The organism is Rahnella perminowiae, assembly GCF_019049695.1.
GTDB classification, from domain to species: domain Bacteria; phylum Pseudomonadota; class Gammaproteobacteria; order Enterobacterales; family Enterobacteriaceae; genus Rahnella; species Rahnella perminowiae.
Genome location: NZ_JAFMOT010000163.1, coordinates 17,126 through 34,618 on the forward strand (window position 1 = coordinate 17,126; position 17,493 = coordinate 34,618).

A 17,493-nucleotide genomic window follows, 5' to 3' on the forward strand; every position below is an offset into this window, starting at 1 on the left:
TTATAAATTCGTTAATAAGAAAAACCGATGCTGCCCCTTTTCAGCACAGCAAAGATTTTCGGAGTGTAACGTGTCTCTTTCTATTTCTGAATGGACGATGGCTAACGACATTGAGTACTCGCATCTGACAGCGAGCAATTCATCATTCCCCCGCCATACGCATGATGAATATGTCATCAGTGCCAATCTGACCGGTACGGAAGAAATCAGGTTGCACGGGAAAACCGAACTGGTGCGCGGCGGCGATATTACGATTTATAATCCGGCCACCGTTCAGTCTTCGCTGTTTGGCAACGACAAAGTCGAATTCCTCAGCGTGCATATTCCGCAATCTTTACTGCGTCAGGTATCGGTCGATCACAATCTGCGTTCTGATCACTGTGCGCCGGTGTTAACCGAAGGCGTGCTCAGCAATCCTGCGCTGTTTTCCGCGCTGTGCCATTACCGGCGCACACTGAACGACGACGATCAGGAACAGAATTTGTTATGGCTGCTGGGGGCGTTGCTGGAAGAACCCGCCAGAGAGCAGGAACAATCTTTGCGGCCGGTTATGCTGGCGCTGGATTTTATGCGTGACCATCTGACCCGGAAAATCCATCTCGATACGCTGGCGCAAATCAGCGGACTGAGTAAGTTTCACTTTGTCCGCCTGTTCCGCCAGCACATTGGCATGCCACCACTGCAATACCATATGCAGTTGCGTTTACTTGAGGCCCGGAATCAGCTGCGTAAAAATAATAATGCGCTGGATGTGGCGATACGGTTGGGCTTTTATGATCAAAGCCATTTCATTAATACATTCCGCAAAATGATGGGGATCACCCCCCACCTTTATTCACTGTCACTTCATGCGTCGCCGGCGCTTATACCAAAATGAATTCCCGATAACCGGTGATGACCACATACAGCGCGAAATAAGAGAAGATCACTGCTGAAGCGATATAGGAGTATTTCAGCATTTTGGTGCCGAGCATTTTTCCGCCCAGGCTGCCGACGAAACAAATCACCATCGTCCAGCACACACCCGCAATAAAGAACCCTCCCAGAAACCACGAAGCATTCGCCGTGCTTCCCTGCCCCATGCGGGAAATCAGCGCACCACCGACAGCGGCAAACCATAAAATAGCGGTCGGTGAAGACATCGCCAGTACGATACCGCGGCCAAAATTACGGATAACAGAACGTGACTGCGTGCTGTCACCGCTGCCCAGGTCCCCGGCAGGCGCCAGTGCAGCGCGGATCATTTTGTAGGTAAACCACATCAGCATCAGCGAGCCGCCGACCCATAACATCCAGCGCACGCTCTGGTATTGCAGCAACATCGTCATCCCGGCCAGCGCCAGTACGGCGTAAATTAAGTCGCCGATGCAGGTGCCAATGCCCAGCCAGAATCCATGAAAATAACCCCGCTGCATCGCCAGCGTCATCATGGCGATATTAGCCATTCCGATGTCCAGACACAGCGACAGGCTGAGTAAAAATCCATTTGAAAACGGCATCATTACGGGACTCTCTTAGTTAACGGGTTGTATTCAATTATGTCATGTGCGGATAAACCAGGTCTTTCCGCCATGGATACCTGACAGGCCGCAGCGGCTGACCCAAATAATGTCGTCAACCTAGTGTCAGCCCCCTGAGCACAATGGAGAGACACGATTTAAACACGCTCCTGCGGCCGGGTATTGGAAGAAATTGCGCGTAAATCTGCATACCGGATAGTGCCCGCAGCATCTACAGTTAACCTCACGTCGGGGCGGGATTACTGAGTTACCTTCGCATTGAAGTAATGCACTGTGATTGGGGGGATTTTCCGCAGAGTTCACTGTAAGTCTGAAAAGGCTTAATTTAGACTTCTATACGTCTAAAACTTAGTGTAGGTTTTCACAATAATCTCTCAATTTGGTTACGTTTAAGGAAACTCTGTTTATGCGTACTCCGTTTGTCGTGGTGACTCTGCTTGCCGCCTCCCTGTTTTCAGCTGCCTCATTTGCCGGTGCAACGCTGGATCGCGTGACCAAAACCGGTGTGTTGCGTAATGCCATCGTTAACGATTACCCGCCGTTTGGTTTTATTGATGATAATAACCAGCTGGCCGGTTTTGACGTTGATGTGGCCAAAGCCGTGGCGCAGCGGATGGGCGTAAAACTTGAGATCATTGCACCGGGCTGGGAAACCATTGTCGGCGGAAAATGGCAGGGTCGCTGGGATACCTGTATCTGCTCAATGACGCCAAACACCGAGCGTGCCAGGGTGCTGGATTTCCCGACACCGTATTACAACTCCCCGGCTGTCTTAGTGGTCAATAAGAAAGATGACCGCATCAAATCGGCGGCTGATCTGAGCAATAAAAAGATTGGTGTAGGCATCGGTTCGACTTACGAAACGTATCTGCAAAAAACGCTGGTGATCCCAGGCAGCAAACCCCTCGCATTCCCGTTCGATAACGTACAGGTGATCCCAAGCGACGAAGAAGTGGCGTTCCAGAATCTGGCGCTCGGGCCCGGTGTGCGTCTTGACGGCGTGGTATCCGATTTAGCCACCGCGAATGCCCGTATCAAACGTGCGCCGGTATTTAAAATTGTCACCGAGCTTTATGCGGAACCGAACTGGGTAGCCACCGACAAAGGCGATCCGGAATGGGATAAGAAAGTGGCCGATACCATCAAATCGCTGCGCGACGATGGCACACTGGCCAAAATCTCTCAGCACTGGCTGGGTGAAGATATTACCCACGAGGTACCGTAATGCCACAAATCCCGGACAGCCAGCCGAAAGTGGAAACGCCGGAACGCTGGCACCACGCACACGCGTTTAAATTTAAAACCGGGCTGACGTGGCTGATTTTGCTCAGCCTGCTGCTCGGCACGTTCAGCAAAATGGGGCTCGACTGGAGCCTGATTAGCCAGAAACTGCCGTTCCTGCTTGGCCTGCGCCTGTCACCGGACGGCTTCATTCAGGGGGCAGCGCTGACCATTATGATCACTGCCTGCTCAATGTTTTTCTGTCTGTTGATCGGGCTGGTTACCGCGCTCGGACGGATGTCTGAAAATGCGCTGGCGTTTGGTTGCGCGACGTTTTATGCCTCGCTGTTTCGCGGTACGCCGCTGCTGGTGCAGGTGCTGATTATCTATCTGGCGCTGCCGCAGGCGGGCATTGTGCTCGGCGCGCTCAGCTCAGGCATTATCGCTTTGTCGATGAACTACGGTGCCTACCTGGCGGAAACCATCCGCAGCGGCGTACTTTCGGTCCCGCGCGGTCAGCAGGAAGCCGCGCTGGCGCTCGGCGTATCACGCTGGACGGTTGCGGTGCACGTCACCGCTCCTCAGGCGCTGCGCATCATTATCCCGCCCGCCGGTTCGATGTTTATTTCGATGCTGAAAGATTCCTCGCTCGTCTCGCTGATGGGACTGTGGGAACTGAACTTTCTGGCGCAATCTTACGGGCGCAGCACCTACCGGTATATGGAAATGCTGGCGACCGCAGCCGCGATATACTGGATTATGTCGATTGTGTTAGAACTGCTGCAAAGCCGCCTTGAGCGCCGTTTTGCGCAAGGCCAGCGCCGCTGATGTTTTGATTTTTCATTAACGAACGCTTTGATTTTTCATTAGCAGGTACGCCATGTCTTTTCCTGAAGATTTTCGTCTGATCAGTTACCTCTCGCGCCTCGAACATGCGGTGCGTTTTCCGCTGTCCTCTTCCTATCCTGAATCAATGGACCTCGATACGCTCTTTGAACTGGCAGGGAAAGAACACCGCGCCCCGTTCATGCAGACGATGCTGGATTATCCGCCGTTACGCGGGACACCGGCACTGCTTGATGCTATCGCCTCGACCTATCAAAAAATTACCGCGCAGGACATCATCAGTTTTGCCGGTGCCGACGAAGCGATTTACGCCAGTTTCCAGATGCTGCTCAAATCCGGCGATCACGCCGTGGTGATTACCCCGAATTATCAGTCGCTGGAAAGCGTGCCGTTATCGCTGTGCGATGTCAGCGGCGTGGCGCTGGATGCAGATAATGACTGGGCGCTGGATACCGGCAAAATCCGTGATGCATTGCGCCCTAATACCAAAGTGCTGGTCATTAACTTTCCGCATAACCCGACCGGCGCGCTGATAAGCCGTGCGCAGCTTGATGAACTGATCGACCTGTGCCGCGAACGCGGGATCTGGATTTTTTCGGATGAAGTGTACCGGCTGACAGAATTTGATCCGGCTGACCGCCTGCCGCAACTCGCCGATATTTATGAACGGGGTATTTCGCTGAACGTGACCTCAAAAGCGTACGGTTTGCCGGGGCTGCGCATCGGCTGGGTAGCCTGTCAGGATAAAACGTGGATGCTGGAACTGGAACGTATGAAGCAGTATCTGTCGATCTGTAATTCCATGCCTGGCGAAGTGCTCACGACGATAGCACTCAATGCCCGTATTCCGATCCTCGAACGGGTGATGGAACGTTCGCGCCGCCGCCTCGCCTCACTGACCGCCTTTCTGGCGCGGTATCCGCACTTGTTTCAGTTATCATTGCCGAAAGCCGGGGTGCTGACGTTTGTGCGCTATACCGGCGCGGAAGGCGCAGAGGCTTTTGCTACGCAACTGGTGCAACAGGCGGGAGTGATGGTCATTCCTTCGGTGGCCTACGGCTCAGCGCTCAATGCCGTATCTGAAGATTTCCTGCGTATCGGTTTCGGGCGTGAAAACCTTGATGAAGCCCTGGGCGAAATGGGCAAATGGCTGGATAAACAATGAGAGAGAAACTGATCAGCCCAGCACCTGCTTTTCGGTCAGGAAATCGATAAAAACCCGTACTTTCGGTAGCATATGGCGGCTGCTTGGCCAGACTACCGAAAACTTCCCACCTTCTTTCAGATAGGCGGGCAGTACCGAAATCAGTTCACCGGATGCCAGATACGGCCGCACGATAAATTCCGGTACATACGCCAGCCCTAATCCCTGCACCGTTGCCTGCAGTATCGACTCCAGATTATTGCTGCTTAGCGCCAGCGGCAGTTCCGGCGGCGTCGGGCTGGTCATTTCCCATTCCTGCCATTGTCCGTTGCCCGGAAACCGGTAGCGAAGGCAAGCATGTTGATAAAGGTCGTCAGGTGTAAGCGGCGCAGGATGCGCGGCAAAATATTGCGGAGCACCGACAATGGCAAAACGGAATGGCCCGAGACGGCGCGACATCATCTGCGAACTGTTCAGTTCCCCGCTGCGGATGGCGATATCAAATCCTTCATCAATAACGTCCACCATACGGTCACTGAAATCCAGATCCAGCTCAACGTCGGGATAACGCTGGCGAAATTCCGGCAAATGCGGCAACAACATGCGGTAACCAATAGCAGGCGCGGTGATACGTAATTTACCGCGTGGCACGGCGGAAATCCGTACCAGTTCCTGCTCGGCGTCTTCCAGTTGCGTGACGATATTCTGACAGCGCTCAAAAAACAGCTGACCTTCATCGGTCAGGCTGATGCGCCGCGTACTGCGGTTGAACAGCCGTACGCTGAGTTTTTCCTCAAGCCGTGCCACACTTTTCCCGACCGCCGAGGCCGAAATGCCCATCCGCTCTGCCGCTGCGGCGAAACTCTGACTTTGCGCCGCGCGGACAAACGCCAGCAGGCCGTTGAGGTTTTCCATATTGACTCCCGTTTATACGAGCGTTTTAGTCCGCAATCATCGGACTGACGGCCTGTTTCCGTCACATTACCGACATTTTATCATCATCGCTAACCCTAATTCGTTGGAGAAACCCATGCATCCCTCAACAACCCCCCCGGCGGGCAGCCTGCGCGTTCTGTTTACCGTATGTCTGGCGGCAGTGATTTTACCCCTCAACTTTGTCAGCGGCGCGGTGGCAACGCCCGCGATCGCCCGTGAACTCGGCGGCAGCGCGCAGGCGCTGAGCTGGATAACCAATGCGTTTATGCTTACTTTCGGCTGTTTTCTGATGGCCGCCGGGGCGCTGGCCGATGAACTGGGGCGCAAAAAAGTGTTCGTCAGCGGCGTCTCGCTGTTTGCACTTTTATCCTTATTGCAGGCTTTCAGCAGCAGTGTGCTGGCGATTGATTTACTGCGCGCCGCGCAGGGTATTGCGGCTGCCGGTGCGCTGGCAGGGGGTGGTGCAGCACTGGCGCAGGAATTCGATGGCGCAGCACGTACCCGGGCCTTCAGCCTGATGGGCAGCAGTTTTGGCGTCGGGCTGGCTTTCGGCCCGTTCCTTGCGGGCGTGCTGATCGCGCATTTCGGCTGGCGTTCGGTGTTTCTCTCCGCGACAGTCATTGCGGCTCTTTCTCTCATCACCGGCGCAGCCAAAATGCGCGAAACGCGTAATCCGCAGGCATCCGGCATTGACTGGCCGGGCACCCTTTCCTTCACCGCCATGCTGGCGTTACTGACCTGGGCGCTGATGGATATTCCCCAATCCGGACTGCACAGCACGCGAGTACTTTCTCAACTGGGTGGCGCGGCACTGCTACTCGCAGTATTTGTGGTCATTGAATTACGGGTGAAAAAACCGATGCTGGATTTATCGCTTTTCCGCTACATCCGTTTTATCGGTGTACAGGCATTGCCGCTGGCGACCGGTTTTTGTTTTGTGGTGCTGCTGGTGGTCTTGCCGATGCTATTTATCGGCGTTACGGGTCTGAGTGAAGAACGCGCCGGGCTGATGATGATGGCGCTTTCACTGCCGATGCTGATTGTACCGATGCTGGCGGCATGGCTGACGCGCTGGATTTCTGCAGGGGTATTATGCACATCAGGGTTAGTGATTGCCGCCGCCGGTTTGGGCTGGCTCAGTCAGGCTGTGCTGGCACAGAATCTGACAGGCATGATTGCGCCAATGGTGGTTATCGGCATCGGTACCGGTTTGCCGTGGGGGCTGATGGATGGATTGTCGGTGAGCGTCGTGCCAACGGAACGTGCGGGCATGGCAACCGGTATTTTCAGCACCACACGCGTGGCGGGAGAAGGCATCTCACTGGCGATTGTCAGTGCTATTGTGTCGGCGTTAACCCGCAACGCACTGGCAGCGCATTTCAGCAGTGATGCGATCAGCTCAGAAACTATCAGCCAGGCGGCGCAACGTCTGGCGACCGGTAATCTTTCCGTGACACAGCAGCTTATCCCGCAGGCCAGTACGCCGCAGCTACAGCAGCTTTATGCCGCCTCACTGCATCCCTTACTGTTGTGTCTGATGGCGATTACGCTGTTCTGTGCGCTGGTGGTGTTGCTGGCACTACGCGGGAAACCCCGTGCGTCAGCCTGTTCAAAAAGCAGAAAACGCGCCGGCGGTTTCCCCTCCTGAAGCACATCATCATAAAACATCAGTAGCGCTGTTAAACAATGACGGGCAGCAAGCAGGTAACACCACAACCAGAAAGGTTAAACAGCTGCGTTTTTTGGTTTAAACAAGGCAATCATTATCAACATAAATTAATAATAAACAGGATAAAAATTCGATAATTTGTAATTTATGGAATTTTTATCCTTATTGGCCTGAATAATGAAAAGATTACCTTAAGGTAAATTTATTAACTTATATTTAACCATGATGGCGTTCTTCATCATGCACATAAGGTCAGGGTTCCGCTCCGTTGTGAAGGGAAAACATAACACCCGGCCTGCACGCTGTTTCTTACCGGCTTTTTTGCAGTTTTTAGCGTTAATTATTCATCACCAGAGGATTTCCACATGCAACGACGTTGCATGAATACACAACGGTGTAAGCTGTTTTTGGGAGTCATCATGGGCGAAAAAAAATCATTATTGCTGGCCGTTCTTGCCGCTGCAACGCTGACATTAGCCGCTGGCGCACAGGCAGCCGGTACTTTAACAGGACAGGTAGGCGTTCAGCTGACCATCAGCACCGGTTGTACGGTCGGTAACGGCACATCAACGGGGGGGACCAACCAGTGGGGTACACTGAACTTTGGTAACTACGCCGATCTGACCAGCGTCATTAACGGGACGGTATTCGGGGCCAACGGCACCGGTGCAGTCACGATCACCTGTAGCACCGGACTGACCCCAACGCTGTCACTGAACGGCGGACTGGCGGCAACCGGCGGGCTGCGTACCATGACATCCAGCGGTAACAGCATTCCTTACCGCCTCTATTCCGATACCGCACGGACTACCGAAATCGCGATTAATACGCCGATTACGCTCACGACAGGCACCACGGCGCAAAACATTCCGATTTACGGTCGTGTGCTGCCTGCCGATCAGACCAGTACCACACCGGCTGCGGGCACCTATAACGATACCGTTGTTGCCACTCTTTCCTGGTAAGAGTTTTTCCATCAGAGTCGGTTCCGCCTCTGACTGGCTTTCGGTTCAAGGAAGGAAAGATCATGGACATCAAGGTACTGCTGCTACTGCCAGCCGCACTGCTGGTGTCAATGCAAGGGTATATTTCACTGAGTCAGGCGGCAACAATAGGCATCAGTGCCACGTTGCTGCCCGCCTGTGAAGCGGGAACCACGACGTCCGGCAGCACCAGTTTCGGTACGCTGAATTTTGGCAATTATGCATCGCTCACCAGCGCGGTGAATGCGACCAGCGCACAACTGGCGGGATCGATCCGCGTGAAATGTGTGAGCGGGGTGACGTACAAAATTGTCATGGATGGCGGCAGCAGCGGCGTGGTCACGGCGCGGCGAATGGTCAACACCACCAACAGCGCTTCCACCCTGCTTTACAATCTTTATACCACGGCCGCCCGCACCACGGTGTGGGACAACACCACCGGCGTCAGCGGCACCGGTAACGGCGCGGATCAATGGAGCACGGTCTATGGCCGCGTTCCGGCACAAACCACGCCCGCAGCCGGTGTTTATCAGGATACGGTGAATGTCACCGTATCCTGGTAGAGGTGATGATGCCTGGCCGCCAGCGGGTTCCGACCGCGTTATTACCGGTGAGGGTATTATTGCCGCTGGTTTTATTGTCGCTGATGTTATTGCCGCTGATGTTATGCAGTTCAGCGCGTGCCGCCACAGCTACCAGCACATTTACCGTTTCAGCCACTCTCACCAATGGCTGCGTATTTGGCAGCTCACTTTCCAGCCCGACCACCAATCTCGGCACCATCAACTTCGGTTCCATGTCGTCCCTCACCAGCAACGTCGATACGGTCAGCAGCACGGGCGCCGGTTCTGTGGTAGTGACCTGTACGCCGGGTGCCTCCGTCAGTATTGCCATGGATTACGGTATCCACGGGGGCACCGCCACCCGGCGCTTTATGCAAAACACCAGTAATCCCGATCAGCTCGGCTACCAGCTTTTTCGCGACGCCGCCCGCAGCCAGGTATGGGGCGATGGCGCGCTGGTGATGTCCATCCCCAGCTTTCCGGCTACCACCCAAACCTATCCGGTTTATGCACGCTTATACGCTGTGAGCCCCCTGCCTTCCGCCGGGACGTATACCGACACGGTCACCGTGACATTAACCTATTGAATTATCAGGATATAGAAATATGAAGACATTGCTTTTACGCCTGTTCGCCACCGCCGCACTGACCTGGACTTTTCTGTCTTGCCTGACCGCACAGGCTGCCAGTTCAGTGCTGGTCTGGCCGGTCTATCAGATTATTGAATCCGATCAGAACGGATCCGCCCTGTGGCTGGAAAACCGTGGCGCGGAACCGGTGTCCTTGCAGGTGCGCGTACTCGCCTGGAAGCAGGAGAATTTTAACGAGAAATACGCCGATCAAAGCAACGTAGTCGCCAGCCCGCCTTTCGCGACCGTGCCACCGGGTCAGCGTCAGTTGATCCGGCTGATCCGCAATACCCCGGTTGCGGCCAATACCGAGCAGGCGTACCGCATCATTATTGATGAGATCCCTTCCCCGCTGAATGATTCCTCACAGGGGAAAGACAAAGCGGTGGTCGGCCTGCAATTGCAGATGCGTTATCTGCTTCCGCTATTTATGGATGGCGGCAGTTTGTGGACCCATGATCGTAGCGACGTGAAGCGTGATCCTTCCACGGCAACGCGCCCGATCCTCAGCTGGCGTACGGTATCCGAAAACGGGAAAACGTATTTGCAGGTGCGCAATACCGGCATCGTGCATGCGCGGCTGAGCAACGTGTTCTGGTCCGCCACCGGCAATCAGAAACAGGGGGTGAAAACCCTGGTCGGCGGTTTTATGGGTTATGTATTGCCGGGGCAGCAAATGCGCTGGCCGGTGCCGGCGGGGGTGACGCCGGGTGCGCAGCTCAATGCGCAGATAGCGGATAACACCCAACCGATTGTCATCGCGCGCGGCCAGTAACAGCAGGAGCTGCAAAGGATGCCAATCAGACGTCTTCTCCGGAAAGGTCATCAGCGACCACTGTATTTTCGGGGAAGCCTGTGCCTGTTATGCCTGAGTACCTTCAGCGCACAGGCGCAGGAATATTCTTCACTGCCCGATGCCCCGCGTGCTGCACCGGTGGTCACAGACGCCCTGTTTTATCTGTCGATTGTGGTCAACGGCCAGACCGACAATCAGGTCGTACCGGTCACCTGGCGCAATAACGCGTATTTCGTGGAAGCGGGTGTGCTGGCGAAAAATCATATTCATATTAACGGCCGGCAGGGGTTGATTAATGTCGGTGAACTGCCGGACGTGAAAGCGAAATACGATTCGGCCACCCAGCAGCTGATACTCAGCGTGCCGGACGCCTGGCTGCCGAACCAGAATATCAGTGGTGATCCCCTGATGAACTACACGCCGTCGCAAAGCAGCACCGGCCTGCTGTTTAACTATGATTCCTACTACACCGATTCCCCCGGCGGAGCGAAAACTATCGCCACCTGGATGGAGCAACGTTTATTCAGCGGCCTCGGGCTGGTCACCAATACCGGCACTTACCGCTATAACGTTGATAACATCGACAGCAGCAACGGCGGCCAGACCACGCAGGATGGCTATCTGCGTTACGACACCTTCTGGCGTTTCACAGACGAGAAAAACCTGATCAGCTACCAGGCCGGGGATTTCGTCAGCGATTCACTGACGTGGAGTAATTCAGCACGTATGGGCGGTTTACGTATCAGCCGTAACTTTGGTGTCCGGCCGGATCTGGTGACTTATCCGTTGCTGCAATACAGCGGTACGGCGGCGGTACCAACCACGGTGGATTTGTTCCTCAATGGCTACAAAGCCAGCAGTAATAACCTGAATTCAGGGCCGTTTACCCTGACCAACGTGCCGTATATTAATGGCGCCGGTGAAGCGACGGTTGTCACCACCGATGCGGTCGGACGTCAGGTTTCGACCAGCGTGCCGTTTTATGTTTCCAACACCTTACTGCGCAAAAACCTCAGCGATTTCGATTTCTCACTCGGGGCCGTTCGCCAAAATTATGGCATCACCAACGGCGATTATTCGGATGCCGCATTCAGCGGGATTTACCGTTACGGGCTGAACAATTATCTGACGCTTTCCGGTCATACCGAAGCCGTACAGGGTCTGGCGCTGGGCGGCGCTGGCGCGGATATCGCGGTCGGTACCTGGGGCACACTGAGTGTTTCAGCCAGCCAGAGTAAAGCCGATCATCCGCCGGTCAGCGGTGATAATCAGATAACGACACAGCTTAATGATAACCCGACGGCAGGCATGCCCGATGCCGGAGGTAAAATGCTCCCGCCGCCCGACGAAAGCGTGACGGATAAAAAAGACGGCAACCAGTTCACGCTGGGCTATTCCTACTATTCGACGGTATTCAGTCTGTCAGCACTGCGCTCAAAACGTACGGCGGGTTATCAGGACATCACGTCTTACACCAGCGACACACGGTTAAGCCGTCAGTCGGATCAGGTGACGTTCAGCACGTCGCCGTTCGGGCATGCTAACGGCACGATGGGTATCGGGTATTACGATGTCGAAGCCTATGACAATTCGCATACCCGTCTGGTGAATTTTTCCTACAGCCGCTCGCTGTGGGGGCAAAGCAGCCTGTTTTTATCGCTCAATAAAACGCTCGGTGATAACGGCTACAGCGCACAGCTGCAATTTATCATTCCGCTTGGCCCCGATATTAACCTGAACGCCGGTGTGCAACGGGACAGTGCGGGTCATTATCAGGAGCAAACCGGCGCCAGTAAAGCCACGCCAACCGACGGCGGTCTGGGCTGGAATCTGGCCTACAGCGGCGGCAACAATCCGTATCGGCAAGCCGACGCCACCTGGAAATCCCGTTACGCGACCATCCAGGGCGGATTCTACGGCAATCAGGGCGATTACACCCGGTGGGCAGATCTGAGCGGATCGGTGGTGTTTATGGCCAATGACTGGTTCCTTTCAGACAAGATCAACGATGCCTTTATCGTGGTGGATACCGACCATTATGCCGATGTTCCGGTGCTGTACGAGAATCAGAAAATGGGCAAAACGGATAGAAACGGCCACCTGCTGATCCCGACCGTCAGTTCGTATTATCCGGCCAAAGTAGAAATCGACACCCTGCCGCTGCCCGCCGACGTGGTCGCCAATAACGTCAACGACCGTATTGCGGTGAAACAGGGCAGCGGCGTGGTGGTGAAATTCAACGTCGAGAAAGTGCTGTCCGCCAATATCACCCTGCATGACGCTGCCGGACAGCCCCTGAAGCCCGGCACGCTGGTCACGGAGCAAAATACGCAACAAACCACCGTCACGGGTTACGACGGGCTGGCCTATTTCTCGCACTTACAGGAAAACAACGTACTGAATATCCGGACGGAAGATCATTCGGTCTGCCGGATCAGTTTCACACTCAACCCTGACTACCACAGCATTGAGCAGATCGGCCCGCTGGCATGCCCCGGTGGCTCAGCGAAAGTCACAGCTGGAGATAAATCATGAGAATGTTCAGGCAGCGGATGCATCGCGGATTGCTACTGATGTTATTGCTGGGCGCGTCGTCGCTGGTAAGAGCGGGTTGTACTACCACACCAGGCACCATCACGCTGGGCACACAGAACTCCTTTGCCGTCAGTTCCTCACCCTTGATCACATCAGGCGGCAGCGGATTAAGCTGTACCGGCGGACTGCTTAACATTGCAGGCACCAATACCATCACCGCCCTGATCGGCGTGACTCAGCATCCCAGCAACTCACAGCCAAGACTTTACAGCGGGACAACGGGTCAGTACTTGCCCTACAGCCTGTGCAAAGATGCCAGCTGCAGTGCCGTTTATAATCAGAACGATACCATCACCTGGAGCAGCACCACGGCACTGGGATTGCTAGGCTTATTTTCCGGCCCCAACAGTACGTTACCTCTCTACATCCGTCCGGCCGCCATTTCCAATCTGGCCGCCGGCACCTATACGGATGTCGTTCCCCTCTCCTGGACATGGAATATGTGTTCAGTGGCTATTGGTACCTTACTGTGTCTGGCAGACTCCGGCTCCACGACAGGGAATATCAACCTGACCCTCAACGTCACCAATTTCTGTTATATCGACAGTGCACCCAACGTCGGTTTCGGCAGTGCAGCCCTGCCTTCCGGACTGACCACGGTCGTGGCAAATACTATCAGCGTACGCTGTACCCTGAACGCCAGCTATTCCGTCAATCTGACCAGCAGCGTGCCGGTGTCCGGGCAATACCGGCAGATGGCCTCAACCGTCGGCGGCACCACCTCTTATCTGCAATATCAGATATTTAAAGGTGACAGTACGGTATGGACGGCTTCCACCAACAGCAGCGCGACCGGCACCGGTACATCACAATCGTTTCCGTACACCGCGTCGGTGAATCTGGCGCAAAGCAACCAGCCTGCAGGTAACTACAGCGATACGGTGACAGTGACAGTGACGTATTAAAAAAGGGGGGATAACAGAACCGGTGCCACGAATGTGCACCGGTTTGAGAAGGGTATTACAGCGCTTTCAGCGTTTTGACCGTGGCATCCACGTCAATTTCATCTTCGGTGAACACATAGGTGCTGTTCTGGAAGGTGGTGATCAGCAGCTTTTTCATGGTGCGCGTTTCCGCTTTTTTCTCTTCTTCCTGCGGGCGGATACGGTTCATCAGCAATCCGACGGACAGCACGGCGTTTTCTTTATCGATTTTCGTCTCTGCCGGGACTTCTTCGTTAAACGCCAGGAATGATTTAATGCTGGTGATTTTGATACGCTCACCGGCGATAAAGATGTATTTGCTCTCCGGCTCAACTTTCACCGCAAAGGCGGAAAGCCCTTTGTTGTTGGTGGTCGGTTCAAAGGTGACTGCCGCATCTTTTTTAATCAGCTCAGGGTTGGCAACTTTAATCACGTGGAAATAACGGTTATCGCCGTTTTCATCTTTGATAAAACCGAAACCTTTATCTTCAAACCAGGTTGTGATTACGCCGTTCATCGCTTACCGCCTAAGTAATTATTTATTCAACATGTCATTTTTGCAGGGCGGCAGTGTAAAGCAGAATGCGGACAAAGTCCTGTGCTTTACGGCCTGATCCCCACGGAATTACGTCGCTTTTCTGAAAGTCAGGTTAAACCGGTACTGACCGGTCAGCGGATGCTCGCCTGCTTTGAGCGGCAATACGCCGTGATAACGCAACCGCGACGGGCCGCCCCACACCACAATATCACCATGTAACAGCGGCACACGCTGCGTTTTATCACTGCGTTGCATGCCACCAAACTGGAAAACAGCCGGTAAACCCAGCGAGACAGACACGATCGGCTGGCCGAAATCGTGCTCGTCTTTATCCTGATGCAGGCTCATTTTTGCGCCTGGCTGATAACGGTTGATCAGACAGGCATCCGGCGTAAAGCCCGCAAAACCCGCCTGTTCTGCCGCGCTGACGGCAAGCCGGCGAAATAATTCCGGCATCGGCGGCCAGTGCTGATGACTTTCCGGCGAGGTGGACTGATAGCGATAACCTGCCCTGTCCGTCACCCAGCCGACATCACCGCAATTGGTCATTGCCACCGACATCGCATAGCCGCCCGGCGTGGCGCGATACTGAAAAGGCACCAGCCCGGCGATGCGGTCGATCTCCGCCAGCAACGCCGCATCATCTGCCAGCGCCGCACCGCGCAATACCACTGCACCCGGACACAGTTCTTCGCGCCAGTTGGGGTGAAAATCGGGGTGATCAAATAGATCTAAATTCATGTCAGCCTCCGTGTTCACGCATCCGTTAAGTATAACAGCCGATTTGAGACAGAGGCAGATTGTCGGGGCTGATCGTTTCAGCTAAGGTTGCTTAAAAGGCCGTAAGGTCATTAAGAACATCTTAAAAGGAGAATGAAATGAGTCGGGAAATTAACAAAGACACCCAGTTGTGTATGTCCCTTTCCGGTCGGCCGGGCAATTTCGGAACCCGTTTTCATAACAGCCTTTATCAGGCATTAGACCTGAATTACGTCTACAAAGCGTTTTCCACTCAGGACATCGAAGCCGCAGTGAAAGGCGTACGTGCACTGGGCATTCGCGGCTGCGCAGTCTCGATGCCGTTCAAGGAAGCCTGCATTCCTTTCCTTGATGAGTTGGATCCTTCCGCAACTGCCATTCAGTCAGTGAATACCATTGTTAATGACGATGGATTCCTGCGCGCTTACAATACCGATTACATCGCAGTCGCCAAACTGCTCGACAGCCATCAGGTGCCGCGCGACGCCGTTTTCGCCCTGCGCGGCAGCGGCGGTATGGGTAAAGCCGTGGTGGCAGCTATTCGTGACGCAGGTTTCAAAACCGGCTATATCATCGCCCGTAACGAAGCCAACGGCCGTGCACTGGCAGAAGAATACGGTTACGAATGGAAAGCAGAAGTCGGCGATCTGGCCGTTGATATGGTGGTTAACGTCACACCCATCGGCATGCCGGGGACACCGGAAGCGGACTCTCTGGCGTTTGAACCGGCCGTGATTGATCGTGCCAGTATCGTCTTTGACGTCGTCGTCGCACAAGCCACCGAAACGCCGCTGATCCGCTATGGCCGTGAACACGGCAAGAAAATCATTACCGGTGAAGAAGTGGCCGCGCTACAGGCCGTGGAACAGTTCGTGCTGTATACCGGTATACGTCCATCCGATGAACAGATCGAAGCCGCAGCGGCACACGCACGTCGCTGATCCGCAGCGCTGAATGCAAAAAGCCTCTCACGGGAGAGGCTTTTTTAATGGCCGGGATCTGGCCGGCGATCACCGCACCAGACACGGTTTTTTCGGATCGAACTTCCAGTCCGGTATCAGGAACTGCATGCCCTGTGCATCGTCACGGGCGCCCAGTCCCATGCCTTTGTACAGCTCGTGGGCTTTCATCACCTGATCCATATCCAGTTCAACGCCCAGTCCCGGTTGTTCCGGTACGCGCACTTTACCGCCTTTGATCTGCAACGGTTCTTTGGTCAGGCGCTGATTGCCTTCCTGCCAGATCCAGTGGGTGTCGATGGCGGTAATTTTACCCGGCGCGGCGGCGGCTACCTGGGTGAACATTGCCAGCGAGATATCAAAGTGATTATTAGAATGCGAACCCCAGGTCAGCCCCCACTCGTGGCACATCTGCGCCACGCGAACCGACCCCTGCATCGTCCAGAAGTGCGGATCCGCCAGCGGAATATCGACGGATTTCAGCTGGATGGTATGCCCCATCTGACGCCAGTCAGTGGCGATCATGTTAGTGGCCGTCGGCAGACCGGTCGCCTGGCGGAATTCGGCCATCACCTCACGCCCGGAGAAGCCCTGCTCTGCGCCACACGGATCTTCCGCATACGCCAGCACACCGCGCAGTTGTTTGCCCAGCGCGATCGCTTCATTCAGCGACCAGGCACCGTTAGGATCGAGCGTGATCCGCGCCTGTGGGAAACGCTGCGCCAGCGCCGTCACGGCTTCGGCCTCTTCGCTTCCGGCCAGCACGCCGCCTTTTAATTTGAAATCATTAAAACCGTATTTCTCATACGCGGCTTCCGCCAGACGCACTACCGCCGCCGGTGTCAGCGCTTCCTCGTGGCGCAGGCGATACCAGTCGCAGCTGTCGCCCGGCTGGCTCTGATAGCCCAGCGACGTTTTATTACGGTCGCCGACGTAGAACAGATAACCAAGCATTTCGACTTCATCACGCTGTTGTCCGTCGCCCAGCAATGAGGCCACGGTGACGCCCAGATGCTGGCCGAGCAGGTCAAGCATGGCAGCTTCGATCGCCGTCACGACGTGAATGGTGGTGCGTAAATCAAAGGTCTGCAAACCCCGGCCTGACGCATCACGGTCGGCAAATTTCTCCCGCACGGCAGTCATCACATTTTTGTATTCGCCCAGAGTTTTGCCGATCACCAGCAACGCAGAATCCTCCAGCGTCTGACGAATTTTCTCGCCGCCCGGCACTTCGCCGACGCCGGTGTGACCACTGCTGTCCTTGAGGATCAGGATGTTGCGGGTGAAGAAAGGGGCGTGTGCGCCGCTGAGATTAAGCAACATACTGTCGTGCCCGGCGACCGGGATCACCTGCATGGAGACAATTTTAGGTGTAGATGAAGAGGTCATGCTGACTCCTTAGTCAATTCAGA

The 17,493-nt window shown here is 54.9% G+C and carries 17 protein-coding genes; 12 read left to right on the forward strand and 5 right to left on the reverse strand.

What is annotated here, in order from left to right:
- The first annotated feature begins 70 nt into the window (after nt 1-70).
- Nucleotides 71-877, forward strand: coding sequence for a helix-turn-helix transcriptional regulator (locus J1781_RS06605; RefSeq protein ID WP_129953105.1), 807 nt, complete (start codon nt 71-73; stop codon nt 875-877).
- Here the strand turns inward: J1781_RS06605 and J1781_RS06610 are convergent.
- Nucleotides 864-1,502 carry a LysE family translocator gene (locus J1781_RS06610; protein ID WP_217233362.1) on the reverse strand — a complete coding sequence of 213 codons (639 nt, stop codon included), beginning with the start codon at nt 1,500-1,502 and terminating at the stop codon, nt 864-866. The genes J1781_RS06605 and J1781_RS06610 overlap by 14 nt on opposite strands.
- 424 nt (nt 1,503-1,926) lie before the next feature.
- Here J1781_RS06610 and J1781_RS06615 point away from each other — a divergent pair, with 424 nt between their 5' ends.
- Genes J1781_RS06615 through J1781_RS06625 form a run of 3 tightly spaced genes read left to right on the forward strand, consistent with a single transcriptional unit; the run spans nt 1,927 to nt 4,752 of the window.
- On the forward strand, nt 1,927-2,745 hold the full coding sequence (locus J1781_RS06615) for a transporter substrate-binding domain-containing protein (protein WP_129953107.1): 819 nt from the start codon (nt 1,927-1,929) through the stop codon (nt 2,743-2,745).
- Complete coding sequence (locus J1781_RS06620) at nt 2,745-3,569, forward strand: amino acid ABC transporter permease (RefSeq protein ID WP_217158297.1); 825 nt, start codon at nt 2,745-2,747, stop codon at nt 3,567-3,569. The genes J1781_RS06615 and J1781_RS06620 overlap by 1 nt, the downstream gene beginning before the upstream one ends.
- A gap of 52 nt (nt 3,570-3,621) precedes the next feature.
- On the forward strand, nt 3,622-4,752 hold the full coding sequence (locus J1781_RS06625; RefSeq protein WP_217218974.1) for an aminotransferase class I/II-fold pyridoxal phosphate-dependent enzyme: 1,131 nt from the start codon (nt 3,622-3,624) through the stop codon (nt 4,750-4,752).
- Nucleotides 4,753-4,764: 12 nt separating this feature from the next.
- Here J1781_RS06625 and J1781_RS06630 read toward each other — a convergent pair whose 3' ends face one another.
- Nucleotides 4,765-5,646, reverse strand: a complete 882-nt coding sequence (locus J1781_RS06630) for a LysR substrate-binding domain-containing protein (RefSeq protein ID WP_129953110.1) — start codon at nt 5,644-5,646, stop codon at nt 4,765-4,767.
- A 115-nt stretch (nt 5,647-5,761) separates the two neighbouring features.
- On the opposite strand from J1781_RS06630, the gene J1781_RS06635 reads away from it, so the two are divergent.
- The 7 genes from J1781_RS06635 to J1781_RS06670 all read left to right on the forward strand — a co-directional run bounded on the left by J1781_RS06635 (nt 5,762) and on the right by J1781_RS06670 (nt 13,807).
- A complete protein-coding gene (locus J1781_RS06635; RefSeq protein WP_129991357.1) occupies nt 5,762-7,315 on the forward strand; it encodes an MFS transporter in 1,554 nt (517 codons plus the stop codon).
- Between the two features lie 440 nt (nt 7,316-7,755).
- A complete protein-coding gene (locus J1781_RS06640; protein WP_129953324.1) occupies nt 7,756-8,301 on the forward strand; it encodes a Csu type fimbrial protein in 546 nt (181 codons plus the stop codon).
- 62 nt (nt 8,302-8,363) lie between these two features.
- Nucleotides 8,364-8,882 (forward strand): Csu type fimbrial protein, encoded by a 519-nt coding sequence (locus tag J1781_RS06645; RefSeq protein WP_129953112.1) that lies wholly within the window; start codon nt 8,364-8,366, stop codon nt 8,880-8,882.
- Between the two features lie 83 nt (nt 8,883-8,965).
- Nucleotides 8,966-9,469 (forward strand): Csu type fimbrial protein, encoded by a 504-nt coding sequence (locus tag J1781_RS06650; RefSeq protein WP_217158311.1) that lies wholly within the window; start codon nt 8,966-8,968, stop codon nt 9,467-9,469.
- A 19-nt stretch (nt 9,470-9,488) separates the two neighbouring features.
- Nucleotides 9,489-10,286 carry a fimbrial biogenesis chaperone gene (locus J1781_RS06655; protein WP_217158293.1) on the forward strand — a complete coding sequence of 266 codons (798 nt, stop codon included), beginning with the start codon at nt 9,489-9,491 and terminating at the stop codon, nt 10,284-10,286.
- Between the two features lie 18 nt (nt 10,287-10,304).
- A complete protein-coding gene (locus tag J1781_RS26130; protein WP_238483481.1) occupies nt 10,305-12,842 on the forward strand; it encodes a fimbria/pilus outer membrane usher protein in 2,538 nt (845 codons plus the stop codon).
- Nucleotides 12,839-13,807 carry a Csu type fimbrial protein gene (locus tag J1781_RS06670; protein WP_129991355.1) on the forward strand — a complete coding sequence of 323 codons (969 nt, stop codon included), beginning with the start codon at nt 12,839-12,841 and terminating at the stop codon, nt 13,805-13,807. The genes J1781_RS26130 and J1781_RS06670 overlap by 4 nt, the downstream gene beginning before the upstream one ends.
- A gap of 55 nt (nt 13,808-13,862) precedes the next feature.
- On the opposite strand, the gene J1781_RS06675 is transcribed toward J1781_RS06670, so the two are convergent.
- On the reverse strand, nt 13,863-14,342 hold the full coding sequence (locus J1781_RS06675; protein WP_129953116.1) for a cold-shock protein: 480 nt from the start codon (nt 14,340-14,342) through the stop codon (nt 13,863-13,865).
- 108 nt (nt 14,343-14,450) lie between these two features.
- Nucleotides 14,451-15,104 (reverse strand): DNA oxidative demethylase AlkB, encoded by a 654-nt coding sequence (alkB, locus tag J1781_RS06680; RefSeq protein WP_129953117.1) that lies wholly within the window; start codon nt 15,102-15,104, stop codon nt 14,451-14,453.
- Between the two features lie 137 nt (nt 15,105-15,241).
- On the opposite strand from alkB, the gene J1781_RS06685 reads away from it, so the two are divergent.
- A complete protein-coding gene (locus J1781_RS06685) occupies nt 15,242-16,063 on the forward strand; it encodes a shikimate 5-dehydrogenase (RefSeq protein WP_129953118.1) in 822 nt (273 codons plus the stop codon).
- A gap of 69 nt (nt 16,064-16,132) precedes the next feature.
- Here J1781_RS06685 and gudD read toward each other — a convergent pair whose 3' ends face one another.
- Entirely contained in the window at nt 16,133-17,470 is a 1,338-nt protein-coding gene (gene gudD / locus J1781_RS06690) for a glucarate dehydratase (RefSeq protein WP_129953119.1), read from the reverse strand.
- Between the last annotated feature and the right edge of the window lie 23 nt (nt 17,471-17,493).

Bases quoted from the DNA above. Each gene is read 5' to 3' on its own strand.
- J1781_RS06610 (WP_217233362.1), bottom strand. From the start codon at position 1,502: ATGATGCCGTTTTCAAATGGATTTTTACTCAGCCTGTCGCTGTGTCTG.
- J1781_RS06615 (WP_129953107.1), top strand. From the start codon at position 1,927: ATGCGTACTCCGTTTGTCGTGGTGACTCTGCTTGCCGCCTCCCTGTTT.
- J1781_RS06620 (WP_217158297.1), top strand. From the start codon at position 2,745: ATGCCACAAATCCCGGACAGCCAGCCGAAAGTGGAAACGCCGGAACGC.
- J1781_RS06625 (WP_217218974.1), top strand. From the start codon at position 3,622: ATGTCTTTTCCTGAAGATTTTCGTCTGATCAGTTACCTCTCGCGCCTC.
- J1781_RS06630 (WP_129953110.1), bottom strand. From the start codon at position 5,646: ATGGAAAACCTCAACGGCCTGCTGGCGTTTGTCCGCGCGGCGCAAAGT.
- J1781_RS06635 (WP_129991357.1), top strand. From the start codon at position 5,762: ATGCATCCCTCAACAACCCCCCCGGCGGGCAGCCTGCGCGTTCTGTTT.
- J1781_RS06640 (WP_129953324.1), top strand. From the start codon at position 7,756: ATGGGCGAAAAAAAATCATTATTGCTGGCCGTTCTTGCCGCTGCAACG.
- J1781_RS06645 (WP_129953112.1), top strand. From the start codon at position 8,364: ATGGACATCAAGGTACTGCTGCTACTGCCAGCCGCACTGCTGGTGTCA.
- J1781_RS06650 (WP_217158311.1), top strand. From the start codon at position 8,966: ATGTTATTGCCGCTGATGTTATGCAGTTCAGCGCGTGCCGCCACAGCT.
- J1781_RS06655 (WP_217158293.1), top strand. From the start codon at position 9,489: ATGAAGACATTGCTTTTACGCCTGTTCGCCACCGCCGCACTGACCTGG.
- J1781_RS26130 (WP_238483481.1), top strand. From the start codon at position 10,305: ATGCCAATCAGACGTCTTCTCCGGAAAGGTCATCAGCGACCACTGTAT.
- J1781_RS06670 (WP_129991355.1), top strand. From the start codon at position 12,839: ATGAGAATGTTCAGGCAGCGGATGCATCGCGGATTGCTACTGATGTTA.
- J1781_RS06675 (WP_129953116.1), bottom strand. From the start codon at position 14,342: ATGAACGGCGTAATCACAACCTGGTTTGAAGATAAAGGTTTCGGTTTT.
- alkB (WP_129953117.1), bottom strand. From the start codon at position 15,104: ATGAATTTAGATCTATTTGATCACCCCGATTTTCACCCCAACTGGCGC.
- J1781_RS06685 (WP_129953118.1), top strand. From the start codon at position 15,242: ATGAGTCGGGAAATTAACAAAGACACCCAGTTGTGTATGTCCCTTTCC.
- gudD (WP_129953119.1), bottom strand. From the start codon at position 17,470: ATGACCTCTTCATCTACACCTAAAATTGTCTCCATGCAGGTGATCCCG.